Source organism: Micromonospora sp. NPDC049645, from assembly GCF_040675155.1.
Taxonomy (GTDB): domain Bacteria; phylum Actinomycetota; class Actinomycetes; order Mycobacteriales; family Micromonosporaceae; genus Micromonospora.
Map to the genome: position 1 here is coordinate 86730 of NZ_JBFAOI010000007.1, position 14025 is coordinate 100754.

The following is a 14025-nucleotide window of genomic DNA, read 5'->3' on the forward strand; positions in this document are numbered from 1 at the left end:
TGTGAGATGCCTCGTCACCGGAGCCACCGGATACATCGGCGGGCGGCTGACACCGCTGCTGCTCGCCGACGGGCACACCGTGCGCTGCCTCGCCCGCAGGGCGGTGCGGCTGCGCGACGTGCCCTGGGCCTCGGCGGCCGAGATCGTCGAGGGGGACCTGAGCCGGCCGGAGACGCTGGCCGCCGCGTTCGCCGACGTGGACGTCGCGTACTTCCTGGTGCACTCGCTGGGCCGCCCCGACTTCGAGGCGGCCGACCGCACGGCGGCGACCAACTTCGCGACGGCGGCGCGCACGGCCGGCGTACGCCGGATCGTCTACCTGGGCGGCCCGGAGCCGGCGTCCGACGCGGAGGTGCCCTCCCCGCACCTGCGCTCCCGCGCCGAGGTGGGCCGGATCCTGCTGGACAGCGGGGTGCCCACGGCGGTGCTCCGCGCCGCGGTGATCATCGGGTCCGGCTCGGCGTCGTTCGAGATGCTGCGCTACCTGACCGAGCGGCTGCCGGCCATGGTCACCCCACGCTGGGTCCGTAACCGGATCCAGCCGATCGCCGTCCGCGACGTGCTGCGCTATCTGGCCGGCTGCGTCGAACTGCCGGCGGAGGTCAACCGGGGCTTCGACATCGGTGGCCCGGACGTGCTGACCTTCCAGGACATGATGCAGCGCTACGCCCGGGTGGCGGGGCTGCGTCGGCGGGTCATCGTGCCGGTTCGTCCGCTCACCCCGTCGCTCTCCTCGCACTGGGTCGGTCTGATCACCCCGGTGCCCAACAAGATCGCCCGCCCGCTGGTGGAGAGCCTGGTCCACGAGGCGGTCGCCCACGAACACGACATCGCCCGGTACGTCCCGGACCCGCCGGAGGGGCTGACCAGCTTCGACGAGGCGGTGGCGCTGGCACTGGCCAAGGTGCGCGACGCCCAGGTGGAGACCCGCTGGTCCACCGCGAGCGGCCCGGACGCGCCCGCCGAGCCGCTGCCCAGCGACCCGGACTGGTCCGGCGGCACCGCGTACACCGACGTCCGGGAGAGGGCGGTGGACGCGCCACCCGCGGCGCTGTGGCGGGTCGTCGAGGGCGTCGGTGGCGAACACGGCTGGTACTCGTTCCCGCTGGCCTGGTCGATCCGGGGCTGGCTGGACCGGCTGGTCGGCGGGGTCGGGTTGCGGCGGGGTCGACGCGACCCGCACCGCCTCCAGGTCGGTGAGGCGCTGGACTTCTGGCGGGTCGAGGAGATCGTCCCGGGTGAGTTGCTGCGACTGCGCGCCGAGATGCGGCTGCCCGGTCGGGCCTGGCTGGAGATGCGGGTGCTGCCGGCCGACGGTGGCCGCAGCCGTTACCAGCAGCGCGCCGTCTTCCTGCCCCGCGGCCTGGCCGGCCACGCCTACTGGGGCTCGGTGGCCCCCTTCCACGCGGTGGTCTTCGGCGGAATGGCCCGCAACATAGCCCGCAACGCCGAGCAAACCCCCTAACCGCCCCGCGCCCCGCGCCCGCGCCCCGCGATCTTGCACTTTGTGTTGCCGATTTAGAGGTATGAGCACCCTTTTGTCACGACAGAAAGTGCAAGATCGCGGGGATGCTTGGGGTGAGTGAGGGCCGGGGGTGGTTAGTTGCCGGCCTGGGGTTGGGGTTGGAAGGCGGTTCGTTCGCTGGGCGGGACGAAGTCGCGGACCGGTTGGTCGCGCAGGGCGAAGGCGAGCACCTCGCCGACCGCGTTCACCAGCTGGGCCTGCACCGCCTGACCGACCGCGTCCCGCGGATCGTCCGGGTTCGCGGCCATCGAGGCGACTGCGAGCTGCGGCGTGAACGCCACCACCGTCTCCGTCTCGTACCGCTCCGAGCTGCCGGTCTTGCCCGCGACCGGACGGCCGAGCTTCGCCCGCAGCCCGGGGGCGGTGGCACCGTCGCAGCGTCCGTACATCGACTGGTCGCCGACCGGACAGCGCGCCGCGTCGGTGGCCGCCCGCGCCACATCGGCGTCGAGCACCTGCCGGCAGTCCGGCTTGGCGGCGTCGACCGGCCGCCCGCCCGCGTCGGTGATCGACACCACCGGCAGCGGCGCGCACCAGGTGCCCTCCGCCGCCACCGTGGCGTACGCGGTGGCCAGGTCCAACGGGGTGGTCGCGGCGACACCCAGGGTGAACGGACCCCAGTCCTTCGCGCCGTACCGGGCCAGTTTGGCGTCGGAGTCGGCCCGCAGAACGATGCCGAGCCGCTCGGCCATCTCCACCACCCGGTCGGCGCCGACCTTCTCGGTGAGCCAGGCGAAGTACGTGTTCACCGAGCGACCGAACGCGCTCCACATGGTGCGGGGCCCGTCCATCGACGACGGGCTGGCGTTCGCCGGGCACCAGCGACCGTCGCAGCTCGCCTCCCCGGTCACCGGGAAGCGGGTGAGCAGTTGGGTCGGCGCCACGAAGTCGGTCGACAGCGGCAGGCCGGACTCCAGCGCGGCCAGCATGGTGAAGAGCTTGAACGTCGAGCCGCCCTGGTACCCCTCGATCGCGCCGCCGCCGGCGATCAGCTGGTTGACCGTGTTCGGGCGGTTCTTCTGCCCGACCGGGTTGTCCGCCACGCTGTAGGCGCGGTTGACCGACATCGCCAGCACCCGCCCGGTGCCCGGCTGCACCACCGCGGTCGGCAGCGCGTCGGCGTGCGTCGTCGGATAGATCCTCAGCACCTGCTCGGTGGTGGCCCGCTGCACCCCCGGGTCCAGGGACGAGACGATGGAGAACCCGCCCCGACGCAGCGTGCGCTGCCGCTCCTCGGCGGTCGACCCGAACGCGGACTGGCTGCTCCACCAGCGGGTGAACCAGTCGCAGAAGAAGCCCCAGTCGTTGTGCGCGTCGGGCACGCCGGTGCAGTCGTTCGGGGTCTCGCTGGGCCGCAGCTGCAACGGCTCGGCGCGCGCCGCCGCTGCCACGTCCGCCGGCACCTGCCCCGACTCCACCAGCCGCTCCAACACGTACGACCGTCGGGCCACCGCGCTGTCGGCGTCCCCGTTGATCGGGTCGTCGCTGTCCGGCGAACGCACCAGACCGGCGAGCAGGGCCGCCTGGGCCAGCGTCAGCTCGGCCGGGGACCGGGAGAAGTACCGTTTGCTGGCCGCCGCGATGCCGTACGCCCCGGCGCCGAAGTAGGCGATGTTGAGGTAGCGGGTGAGGATCTCGTCCTTGTCGAGCTCCCGCTCCAACGCCAACGCGTACCGCATCTCCTGGAGCTTGCGGACGGTGGTGAGTTCGGTGGCCGCGTCCCGCTGCGCCTCGGTCAGTCGGGGGTCGTTGCTGAGCACGTTGCGGACGTACTGCATGGTCAACGTGGAGGCGCCCTGCCGGGTCCGGCCGTCCCGCTTGTTGACGGTGAACGCCCGCACGACGCCCCGCAGGTCCACCCCGCTGTGCTGGTAGAACCGCACGTCCTCGGCGGCCACGATCGCCTGGCGCATCACCGGGGCCACCTCGTGCAGCGGCACGTCCACCCGGTCCTCCTGGTAGAAGGAGGTGATCAGGGTGGTGCCGTCGTTGGCGTAGAGGTTGGAGCGCTGCGCGGTGGGCGGCGTGCGGAGCGTGTTCGGCAGCTCCGAGTACGGCGTCGACAGGGCGCTGAAGCCGATCCCGAAGACCAGGGCCGCGGGCAGGGCGGCGGCCGCCAGCGCCAACCCGGCCAGCACTCCGGCGATCACCACGGTCAGCAGTTTGTCGAGTCGGGCCCGGATCATCAGCTCTCCCCGCAGGAGCCGGTCACGCTAGGACCCGTTCAGAATGACCCGGAACACCCCGTTCGCCCCCGGTTTTCCCCAAACCCGGAGGAAATTCGCACCGCGCTCAGGGCAGCAGCACGCCGGCCAGCGGGTGGACCGTCTCCTCGATCTCGTCGGCGACCCGGCTGAAGCACTGGTCGCCGCGACCCCACGGGTCGTCCAGATCGTCGGTGGACAGCGCGGACGCGCCCAACCGCGCGTCGTGTGCCGCCGCCACCAGGGCCACCCCCCGGGCGTACACGGCCTCCGGGGTGGCGTCACCCGCCGGCAGCGCGGCGGCGTCCACCGCGGCCAGCAGCCGGCCGAACTCACCCAGCACGAACGTGCGGGCCGCCGCGTCCGGGCGCAACGCCACCACGTACTCCTGCTGGTCGGCGGTGGCGGTCAGGACCAGGTCGGCGGCGTCGATGTGGTCCGAGCGCAGCTTGCGCGCGGCGAACCCCGCCACGTCCCCACCACGGCCGGTGACCTGCCGCGCCGCCGGCGGGTTCATCTCCTCGCCCGCGTGCCAGCCACCCGTGCCGGCGCTGTGGCTGTGCACCAGCTCCTCGGCCCGAGCCGGGTCCTGCGCACGCCGGGTCAGCCGCTCCCGCACCGCGCGGGCGAGCAGCCGCTCCGCCATCGGTGAGCGGCAGATGTTGCCCATGCACACGTGCAGAACCGTGAACGGGGGCACTCAGACCGCCCGACCGTCGACGAGATCCGGAACGACGTCGCGCAGCTTCTCCAGGGGGATCGCCCCGGCCCGCAACAGCTGCGGCACCTCACCGGTCAGATCCACGATCGTGCTGGGCACCGGATCCGGGCAGGGCCCGGCCTCCAGATAGGCCCGCACCGAGTAGCTGAGCTGGTCACGCGCCTCCTCGGCGGTGACCGCGGCCGGCTGGCCGGTCTTGTTGGCCGACGAGACCGCCATCGGGCCGGTCTCGCGCAGCACCTCCAACGCCACCGGGTGCAGCGGCATCCGCACCGCCACCGTGCCGGTCTTGTCGCCCAGATCCCACTGCAGGCTCGGCGAGTGCTCGACCACGATCGTCAGCGCACCCGGCCAGAACGCCTCCACCAGGTCCCGGGCGGCCGTGGGCAGCGAGAAGACCAACCCGTCCAGGGTGTGCCGCGAGCCGATCAGCACCGGCGGCGGCATCTGCCGACCCCGGCCCTTGGCGTCCAGCAGCGCCTTCACGGCGTACGGGGTGAAGGCGTCCGCGCCGATCCCGTAGACGGTGTCCGTCGGAAGGACGACCAGCTCGCCGTTCTTGACCGCCTCGATCGCCGCAGCGATGCCGCGGTCCCGGTCGGCGGGTGACCGACAGTCGTAGAGCATCACGAGGAGTCAGTCTGCCACGCCGCCCCGATCGGGGCGTGCTGGCCGTCCGCCCGTCGGGACGCGGTCGCGTAGCGCGGGCGCCCGGTCAGGTCCAGATGCGCGACGACAGCGGTGAAGCCGCCTTCCTCGGCGAGCAGCCCGGGCACCGCCGCGCCGTGGGTGTCGTCGTGCTCCACGCCGAACACGCCGCCCGGGCGCAGCAGCACCGCCGCGCGGGCGATGACCGGCCGGATCACCGCCAGGCCGTCCGCTCCGCCGAAGACGGCTTCCGCCGGATCGTGCCCGGCCACGTCCGGTGGCACCACCACGTCGTCCGGCACGTACGGCGGGTTGCAGAGCAGCACGTCCACCCGCCCCACCAGGCCAGCCAGCAGGTCCGGCGCGGTCACGTCGGCCTCGACCACCTCGATCGGCCGGTCCCCCGCCGCGGCCCGCTCCGCCGCGTTACGCCGCAACCAGGCCAGCGCCGCCGGGGACCGCTCGACCGCGATCACCCGCGCCCCCGGCAGCTCCTGGGCCACCGCCAACGCGATCGCGCCCGAGCCGCTGCACAGGTCCACCACCACCGGGTCGGTTCGCCCCTGGGCCTGCTCGACGCCCCAACCGGCCAACAGCTCGGTCTCCGGGCGGGGAACGAAGACACCCGGGCCGACCGACAGCTCCAGATGCCGGAACCCGGCCCGACCGGTGAGGTGCTGCAACGGCTCGTGCGCGGCCCGGCGCCGGGTCAGGTCGTCGAGTCGCGCCAACTGGTCGTCGTCAAGGTCGTCGGCGAGTGCCAGCCGACCCCGGGGAACCCCGAGCACGTGCGCCGCCAGCACCTCGGCCTCCACCCGGGCGGGGCCGACCCCGGCGGCGGCGAGCGCACGCGCCGCTCGGGCCACCGCGGCAGATGGCCGGATGGGCCCTGTCCCTTCGGGGGGGTGTTGCGGCAAAGTACTCACGACATAATCATGAAGCGTCGCGGGCGACGTGACGAACGGGTGCGCCAGGCGCGCACGACAGGAGGTTGGCGGGTGGGCTGGCTCGACCGGGTCGATGACCAGGTTGACGCCCTCACGCACGCCCGTGCGTTGCAGGAGGCCAGCCGCTCTGCGGAGTCGTACGTTCTGCTGGAGCGTGTGATCCGCACCACGACGGACCCGGCGGCACGAGCGGACGCGATGGTGCAGCGGCTCTCCGCGCTGATCAATCTCGGTCGGACGGCGGAGTTCACCCGAGCGATCGAAGAGGCGTCCGCGGCGGTCCGCGACCTCGCCGAGCCCTACCTGCACGGACACCTCAACGCGCTCGCCGCGCTCGCCGCGCACCACCAGGGCGCACTGGACCGCTGTGTCATGCACCTCGTCCGGGCCGCCCGGGCGCTGGGCGCGGTGACCGACCCGGACCGGGACACCGCCTGGGGCTGGCACGACCTGGCCATGGCCTACAGCTACCTCAGCTTCCACGGGTACGCCCTGGGCGCCATCGAGCGGGCCCGGCAGCTCGGTCTGACCGCCGGGATCCCGGAGGAGACGTTCGCCGCGCCGGGCATCCGGCTACGCAACGCCGTGGCCCTGGACCACAATGGCGACAGCGACGGTTGCCTGCGGGTGCTCCGGGACGTGGCCGCCGACCTGGCCCGCTTCGTCCGCGCCGGGCGGGCCAGTCAGCTGCGCCCGAGCAGTCTCGCCGCGTACGGGTACGCGGCGGCCCGACAGGCCGCGCTCGGCGACCTGGTGGCGACCGAGGGCACCGAGCCGGCCCGGTTGATCAGTCACGGTGGGGACAGCGCGCGCGCCCGGGACATGCGTCAGCTCGGGCAGGTGTGCCTCGCCGTCGCCGACGGGCGGCCGATCGAGGCGGTCGCCCGCCTGGACACCGTCCAGGTGTCCAACGAGACGCTCGGGGCGGCGGAGCCCGCCCGGCTGCGCAGCATCGCGCTGACCCGCGCCGGGGACCACCTGGCGGCGCACCGGGCCGACCGGCTGGCGTTCCGGCTCGCCGCGCAGCGCAACGACCGGCTGCGTGACGTCTACATCGACGGCATCGCCGCCCGCATCGACCACGAGGAGATGCGTCGCGAGGCGGCGCGTTTCGAGGGCGAGGCGTTGACCGACCCGCTCACCGGGTTGCCCAACCGTCGGCGGCTGGAGCGGTACATCACCGCCGTGGTCACCCGTGGCGAACGGGTGGTGATCGGCGTCTGCGACCTGGACGGCTTCAAGGCGGTCAACACCCGGCACGGGCACCACTCCGGCGACCTGGTGTTGCAACGCATCGCCGGCGTGATCAACCGGGTGATGCGCCGAGGTGACTTCGTGGCCCGCTACGGCGGTGACGAATTCGTGGTGGTGCTGCCGGACACCGGCATGGCCGAGGCCGCCGAGGTGGCCCGCCGGATCGAGGCCGCGGTCCGCCTGGAGGACTGGGAGTCGCTGGTGCCTGGCACGCCGGTCGGGGTCAGCATCGGCTTCGCCGAGGTCTCCGGCGGCAGCGGGTTACGCGACGCGCTCAGCGTCGCCTTCGAGCAGGCCGACCGCGAGATGCTCCGCGCCAAGTCCCGCCCCCGCGCAAGCTGACCACCCTCGCCCCTCCCGCCTCGCCCCTCGCGGCTCGCCGCTCGCGGCTCGCCCCTCGCACGAGTCGATCAAGGAGTTGTGGTGCCTGACAAAAGCCCCACAACGCGACAATAGCCCCACCACAACTCCATGATCGACCCGTTCAAGGGTGGGCAGGGGGTGGGCGGGGGCGGGGGTGGGGGTTAGCGGCGGGTCAGCTCGGTGTCGCCGGCCAGGCGGGCGGCCCGGTCGGCCTCGGTGAGCGCGTCCAGCACCCCGTCCAGGTCACCGGCGAGCGCCAGGTCGAGGTTGTACGCGGTGTAGCCGATCCGGTGGTCGGTGATCCGGTTCTGCGGGAAGTTGTAGGTGCGGATCCGCTCCGAGCGGTCCACGGTGCGCACCTGCGCCTTGCGCGCGTCCGAGGCGGCGGCGTCGGCCTGCTCCTGGGCGGCGGCGAGCAGCCGGGCCCGCAGGATCCGCATCGCCTGCTCCCGGTTCTGCAACTGGGACTTCTCGTTCTGGCAGGAGACGACGATGCCTGTCGGCAGGTGGGTGATCCGCACCGCCGAGTCGGTGGTGTTCACCGACTGGCCGCCCGGGCCGGACGAGCGGAACACGTCGATGCGCAGGTCGTTCTGGTCGATCGTGACGTCGACGTCCTCGGCCTCCGGCAGCACCAGCACCCCGGCGGCGCTGGTGTGGATCCGGCCCTGCGACTCGGTAACCGGGACCCGCTGCACCCGGTGCACGCCGCCCTCCCACTTGAGTCGCGACCAGACACCGTTGCCGCCGTCCGGCACACCCTTGGTCTTGATCGACAGGGAGACGTCCTTGACCCCACCGAGGTCGGAATCCTGTGCGTCGATCACCTCGGTCACCCAGCCGTGCCGCTCGGCGTAGCGGGTGTACATCCGCAGCAGATCACCGGCGAACAGCGCGGACTCCTCGCCACCCTCACCGGCCTTGATCTCGACGATCACGTCCTTGGCGTCGTGCGGGTCGCGCGGAATGAGCAACTCGGCGAGACGCTCCTCCAGCACTGGCAGGGTCCCGGCGATGGACTCCGCCTCACCCGCGAAGGACGGGTCCTCGGCGGCCAGCTCGCGAGCGGCGGCCAGATCGGCGCGCGCCTGCTCCAACTCGCCGGCGGCCTTGTGCAGCGGCACCAGCTCGGCGTACCGGCGGCCGACCCGGCGCGCGGTGGCCTGGTCGGCGTGGATCGCCGGATCCGCCAGCCGCTTCTCCAGCTCCGCGTACTCGTCGAGAAGGCCGGCCAGACGCTCGCTGCTCATGCTGCGGATGCTCCTTCGACGGTGCGCGACGACCGGGCCGGGCCAGAAGGCCGACGGCCGGGCGGAAAGGGAGGGAAACGCGGACGGCGCCCGCGTCCGGTGCGAAACCGGACACGGGCGCCGAACGATGAGCTACTTGGCCTTCTTGGCCTGAACCTTGGCGTACTTCTGCTGGAACTTCGCGACCCGGCCGGCGGTGTCGAGAACGCGCTGCTTACCGGTGTAGAACGGGTGGCAGGCGCTGCAGGTCTCGACGTGGATCGCCCCGCCCTTGGCGGTGCTGCGGGTCGTGAACGTGTTGCCACAGGAGCAGCTGACCTCGGTGGTCACGTACTCCGGGTGGGTGTTTGCCTTCATCTCGCCTCGGTCCTCTCGTTGGTGGTCGCCGGGTCGCCGTCATCGCTCGTCGCGCCGTACGCGACGGGCTCGGGCGTGAACCGGAACCGGTAGCCGATTGACCAGTGTGCCATGGGCCTGAGCCCACCCGATAATCGGGCCGCACACCTCGTCCGGCATCGTCAACACGTGCCCACCCGTCCGCATTCCCGCCGCCCGACGGGGCATTCGCGCACCCGGCGGGCCGCCACCGGGTGCCCCGCCTGGGGTACGACAGCCGAGCCGGAGGTGCGCCGATGACCCGCCTGATCGTCACCCGGGGACTACCCGCCTCGGGCAAGACGACGTTCGCCCGTACGCTCCAGCCGTCCGTTGCGCGGGTGAACCGGGACGATCTGCGCCGAATGTTGCACGGCGAGCGACTGTTCACCCAGTGGGCCGAGGCGCAGGTGACCGCCGTACAGCAGGCGCAGGTCGAGGCGCTGCTGCGGGTCCGGGCGGACGTCTGCGTTGACGACACCAACCTGCGCGCGCGGACCCTGCGGGGCTGGGCCGACCTGGCCGCCCGGCACGGCGCGGAGTTCGAGGTGCACGACTTCACCGACGTGCCGCTGGACGAGTGCCTGCGTCGCGACGCCGCCCGCCCGGCCACCGACCAGGTCGGCGCGGACGCGATCCGCCGGCTGCACGAGCGGTACCTGGAGGGGCGGACGCTGCCGTTGCCGGTGCCGCAGGCCCGCATCGGACGCCCCGCCGTGACGCACCCGCCGTCGACCGAACCACCGGAGATCGTTCTGGTGGACATCGACGGCACCGTCGCGCTGGCCGTCTCACGCAGCCCCTACGACATGACCCGGGTGGGCGAGGACCAGCCGAACACGGCGGTGATCGCGGCGGTCCGGGCGATGCACGCCGCCGGGTACGGGGTGGTCTTCTGCTCCGGGCGGGACGCCTCCGCGCGCGCGGCCACGGAGGCGTGGCTGGCCCGGCACGTCCGGGTGCCCTACCTCGGCCTGCATCTGCGGGCCGTCGGCGACACCCGCAAGGACTCGATCGTCAAGCGGGAGATCTACGACCGGGAGATCCGCGACCGGTACCGGGTGGCCGGCGTCTTCGACGACCGTGTTCAGGTGGTCCAGATGTGGCGGGCCCTCGGCCTCACCGTCTTCCAGGTGGCCGAAGGCGACTTCTGAGCGGACGGAGGGCCCTCCCGGCTGGAGGGCCCTGCGTCCGCTCAGCGGGTGAGGTCGATGGTGGCTTCGGCGCGGAGCGAGTTGACGGTAACGGTGAGGCGTACCGGTGTGCCGGCGCGCAGCGCCGTCAGGGTGCCGGTGGCCGGTTCGAAGCGGGCCGTGTGCCACGGGCGCACCCCGGCCGCCGAGCCGACGTGTACGCCCGGCGACGCGGACCAGTCCGCGCTGACCGGCGCCACGACCGGCACCGTACGCCCGCCGGGCTGGGTCAGCGTGGCGGTGACCGACGCCGGGGTGCCCACCGCGACACTGGCCGGGGCGGTCACCGTGAGCTGGTCGACGTGCGCGTGGAACTCCGCGTCCACCCAGGCCGGTGCCTGAGCGAGCGGGTCACGGCGGGCGCGGTCGGCCTCGGCCGGGGTGACCGGGTCCACGCCGAACTCGGTCCAGCCGGTGAATCCGCCCTGGTCGGCGGGGGTGGATGGCGTCTTGCCCGCGTTGCCGTTGATCACGTAGGGCACGCCGTCCACCCGGTCGGCGTGGAAGGTGCCGACGTGCCCGCCCACGAACAGCGCGCCCTTGCCGGTGCGGTCCTGGAAGTCGGCCAGCCACTGTTCCAGCAGCGCCGCCTCCTTGCGGTCGCCGAGCTGGCTGGCCTGCGCCGGGCTGGGGTCGCGCGCCGGGTGGTGGTGCAGGACGACGACGGAGCCCACCCGCGGGTCGGTGGCCGCCGCGTCCAGCGTCTCCCGCAGCATCCGCACCTGGTCGAAGCCACCGCCGCGCAGCGTGCCGGTGGACGAGTTCAGCGTGACGAACCGGGTGCCGTTGTGGTCGAACACCCGCGAGGTGGCGCCGAACGCGGCCTCGAAGTTGCTGATCGGGGCGCCCATGATCTCGTGGTTGCCGGGGACGTAGTACCAGGGCAGGGCCGTACCCAACTCCTCGTCGAGGATCCGCCGGGCCAACGCGAAGTCGGCCGGGTAGGCGGTGTCCACGAAGTCCCCGTTGATCAGGAGGAAGTCCGGCTTGGCGGCCTTCACCTCGCGCAGCGTCCGCCGGGCCTGGGCGACCAGGTCACTGTCCGGGTCGGCGGCGACGAACTGGGCGTCGGAGAGCACCGCGAACCGCCAGGGCGCGCCGTCGACGGTGCCGTCGCGCACCACCACCCGATCGGTACGCGGCGGCGCCGACGGCACGTCGACCGTCGGTGGCACCTTCGCCACCAGGTCGTCGATGACCACCTCGCTGGAGTACTGGGCGGCGGCGTTCGTCTCGGCCACGTAGAACCGGCGCACCCGCACCGGATACTGCACCCCGGCCGGCACCGCGAACTCGACGTACCGCCAGCCCGTCCAGGTGATCAGCGGTCCGCGCAGCACGTGCTGGGTGTCCTGGGCGTCGTGCAGGTGCAGGCTGGGCCACTCCCCGGTGCCGTTGCCGTGGATCCACATCCCGAACGCCTGCGGCTGGCCGGGCACCTCGATCCAGGCGGGCGGGTCGGCGTACGCGGCCCGCGTGCCGGTGGACTGACCGAAGTCGTACGTCATCCGCAGGCCGGTGCCGGTGTGCCCCGGCGCTGGCGCGACCGACCCGCTGGCGCGGGCCTGGCTGAACCGCCAGGACGCGGCGTCGTCGAAACCGGCCACCGGCACGTCGGTCAGCCCGACGGTGACCGGCAGAACGGTGCTGACGCGCCCGACGTGAATGGTGACCAGTGCGGCGCCGGTGTCCCGCAGCGCGGTGACCGCGAGGTTGCCGTCCCCGGTCGGGGTGATCCGCAGCAGGTCACGGTCGTAGTCGAGGGTCAGGTCGGCCGGCTCGATCGGCGCGGTGTTGCCGTCGCCGTCGTAGCCGACCACGCCGACCAGGGCTTTGCCGTCCCGCCCGGTCAGCCCGACCCGCGGTGTGGTGGAGCCGATCCGGGTCAGTGGGCCGAGCACGGTGAGACCCAGCGAGCCGGTGGCCCGGCCCCGTGCCGCGGTGACCGTGCTGGCCCCCGGTGCGCCGGCGTGGAACACCCCGGCACGGTCGACCCGGCCGCGTACCGCCGGGCTCACCCGCCAGCTGGGCGCGCCGGCCGCCGGGCCGTACGTCTCGTCGTAGCCGGCGGCGGTGAGGGCGCGGGTCAGCCCGGGGAAAACCCGGTCGGGCCGACCGCCACGCACCGGAGAGACACCCGGGGCGGCGGTGGGGTCACTTGCCGTCTCGACCCAGTAGCCGGTGAGCCGGCCGCTGCCCTTCGGCGCGTAGATGGCCAGACCGTTGGGCACGGCCCGCTCGCTGCCGTCCGAGGGGGCGTTCTCCACCTGCACGGCGGGCGCGCCCGGCTCCCGGGCCAACAGGGTGGAGGAACCGCCACCGTCCAGGTTGAGCGCGTGCTGGGCACCCAGTTCGGCCATCATCCGGCCCATCTCGGTCTGCGTCACTCCGCGGCTGTCCACCTGCCGGCCGTCCACCGTTAACATGATCATTTTGCGACCGTCGGCGCTGAAGCCGACGGCGGTGCGCGGTGCCAGCGTCGGGTCGGCGATGCTCTGGACGACGCCGTCGCGGACCAGGACGTTGCCGCCTCCGACGGCCGCGTGCAGGCTGCTGCCGTCGGACGCTTTCGGGTGCCAGGCCACCGTCACCGGATCACCGGCACGAAGTCCCGCCAGCGCGTCGGCGCCGGCGTCGCGACCGAGCAGTACGGTGCTGCCGGCGGTGATCGGGCCACTGCCGGCCACGTCGCTCACCCCGGCCACCCGGCCGCCGGTCACGGTGACCTCGACCACCCGGGCCGCGCCCTCCACCGCCCGCTGCCGGGAGTACGTCCCCCACAGCTCGGTGAACGCGCCGATGCCACCGGCCTGCACCAGGTTGTTGAACTGGGTCAGCGACACCCGCCCGGTGGGCAGCGTGGCGTTGCCGTCGAAGTTCACCTCGATCACCCGGCCGAGCCCGTTCGTGGTGACCGCCACCGCGTTGCGGTGGCCCCCGACCGCCGACTGGATCAACTCGCCGTCGCGGATGCCGACGCCCTGGGCGGCACCGGAGTTGTTGATGTCGAAGAAGTCGCCGTTGACCGCGGCGACGGCCCGCGTGGCGTCCACCGCCGTTCGCAACGGCTCGGCCCGGCTGACCGCCCCGGAGTTGACGTAGTCGACGGTCGACCCGCCGGCGAGGTCGGTGGTGAGCGCGTCGGCCCGCAGCCAGCCCTCGGCGTCGTACCGGTCGAAGGAGGTGAGCTGCACGCCCGGCGCGACCGGCCGGGTCGCCTTCGTGGTCTCCAGGCCGCCGGCCGGCTCCAGAGCGCCGGCGGCGGGCGCGGTGGTCGCGGCGGGATCGGCGGTCAGGCTGACCGAGTGGGCCGGCCCTGACGACGCGGGCGGTGCGTCCTCGGCGACGGTGGACGGGGCGACGACGGTCGGGGCCGAGGCGGTGGCAGTGGCGGGCAGCGGCGCGGCCAGGGAGAGCAGCGGCGTCAGCAGCAGGATGCCGGTGCGCCGGGCGGATCGTCTGCGGGTACGCATGGACGACAGTCAACCCGGTCATGAATAGAAGTTTCAAGACCTGTGCGCTGAAGCGAAGGAAAACTCCACATC

The 14025-nt window shown here is 73.1% G+C and carries 10 protein-coding genes; 3 read left to right on the top strand and 7 right to left on the bottom strand.

Going from position 1 to position 14025, the window contains the following annotated elements:
* Position 1: 1 nt before the first annotated feature.
* Positions 2-1465: an SDR family oxidoreductase gene (locus tag AB0J33_RS17780; RefSeq protein WP_363614774.1), complete on the top strand. Its 1464-nt coding sequence runs from the start codon at positions 2-4 to the stop codon at positions 1463-1465.
* 134 nt (positions 1466-1599) lie between these two features.
* Here AB0J33_RS17780 and AB0J33_RS17785 read toward each other — a convergent pair whose 3' ends face one another.
* From AB0J33_RS17785 to prmC, 4 genes are all read right to left on the bottom strand, one after another.
* Positions 1600-3711 (bottom strand): transglycosylase domain-containing protein, encoded by a 2112-nt coding sequence (locus tag AB0J33_RS17785; RefSeq protein WP_363614775.1) that lies wholly within the window; start codon positions 3709-3711, stop codon positions 1600-1602.
* A 106-nt stretch (positions 3712-3817) separates the two neighbouring features.
* Entirely contained in the window at positions 3818-4429 is a 612-nt protein-coding gene (locus tag AB0J33_RS17790; RefSeq protein ID WP_363614777.1) for a phosphotyrosine protein phosphatase, read from the bottom strand.
* Positions 4430-5077: an L-threonylcarbamoyladenylate synthase gene (locus AB0J33_RS17795; RefSeq protein ID WP_357106976.1), complete on the bottom strand. Its 648-nt coding sequence runs from the start codon at positions 5075-5077 to the stop codon at positions 4430-4432.
* Positions 5077-6024 (bottom strand): peptide chain release factor N(5)-glutamine methyltransferase, encoded by a 948-nt coding sequence (prmC, locus tag AB0J33_RS17800; protein WP_363614779.1) that lies wholly within the window; start codon positions 6022-6024, stop codon positions 5077-5079. Before prmC ends, AB0J33_RS17795 begins: the two co-directional genes overlap by 1 nt.
* 72 nt (positions 6025-6096) lie before the next feature.
* Between prmC and AB0J33_RS17805 the strand changes: the two genes are divergently transcribed.
* On the top strand, positions 6097-7641 hold the full coding sequence (locus tag AB0J33_RS17805; protein WP_363615190.1) for a GGDEF domain-containing protein: 1545 nt from the start codon (positions 6097-6099) through the stop codon (positions 7639-7641).
* A 182-nt stretch (positions 7642-7823) separates the two neighbouring features.
* On the opposite strand, the gene prfA is transcribed toward AB0J33_RS17805, so the two are convergent.
* On the bottom strand, positions 7824-8912 hold the full coding sequence (gene prfA / locus AB0J33_RS17810; RefSeq protein ID WP_363614781.1) for a peptide chain release factor 1: 1089 nt from the start codon (positions 8910-8912) through the stop codon (positions 7824-7826).
* A gap of 132 nt (positions 8913-9044) precedes the next feature.
* The gene (rpmE, locus tag AB0J33_RS17815; protein ID WP_363614783.1) at positions 9045-9269 is read right to left on the bottom strand and encodes a 50S ribosomal protein L31; all 225 of its coding nucleotides are present in this window, start codon (positions 9267-9269) and stop codon (positions 9045-9047) included.
* A 275-nt stretch (positions 9270-9544) separates the two neighbouring features.
* Between rpmE and AB0J33_RS17820 the strand changes: the two genes are divergently transcribed.
* Positions 9545-10441, top strand: a complete 897-nt coding sequence (locus tag AB0J33_RS17820) for an AAA family ATPase (protein WP_363614785.1) — start codon at positions 9545-9547, stop codon at positions 10439-10441.
* A 41-nt stretch (positions 10442-10482) separates the two neighbouring features.
* On the opposite strand, the gene AB0J33_RS17825 is transcribed toward AB0J33_RS17820, so the two are convergent.
* Positions 10483-13953 carry a phosphodiester glycosidase family protein gene (locus AB0J33_RS17825; protein WP_363614787.1) on the bottom strand — a complete coding sequence of 1157 codons (3471 nt, stop codon included), beginning with the start codon at positions 13951-13953 and terminating at the stop codon, positions 10483-10485.
* Between the last annotated feature and the right edge of the window lie 72 nt (positions 13954-14025).

Excerpts from the sequence above, each read along its gene's own strand:
- AB0J33_RS17785 (WP_363614775.1), bottom strand. The coding sequence starts at position 3,711 with ATGATCCGGGCCCGACTCGACAAACTGCTGACCGTGGTGATCGCCGGA.
- AB0J33_RS17795 (WP_357106976.1), bottom strand. The coding sequence starts at position 5,077 with ATGCTCTACGACTGTCGGTCACCCGCCGACCGGGACCGCGGCATCGCT.
- prfA (WP_363614781.1), bottom strand. The coding sequence starts at position 8,912 with ATGAGCAGCGAGCGTCTGGCCGGCCTTCTCGACGAGTACGCGGAGCTG.
- rpmE (WP_363614783.1), bottom strand. The coding sequence starts at position 9,269 with ATGAAGGCAAACACCCACCCGGAGTACGTGACCACCGAGGTCAGCTGC.
- AB0J33_RS17820 (WP_363614785.1), top strand. The coding sequence starts at position 9,545 with ATGACCCGCCTGATCGTCACCCGGGGACTACCCGCCTCGGGCAAGACG.
- AB0J33_RS17825 (WP_363614787.1), bottom strand. The coding sequence starts at position 13,953 with ATGCGTACCCGCAGACGATCCGCCCGGCGCACCGGCATCCTGCTGCTG.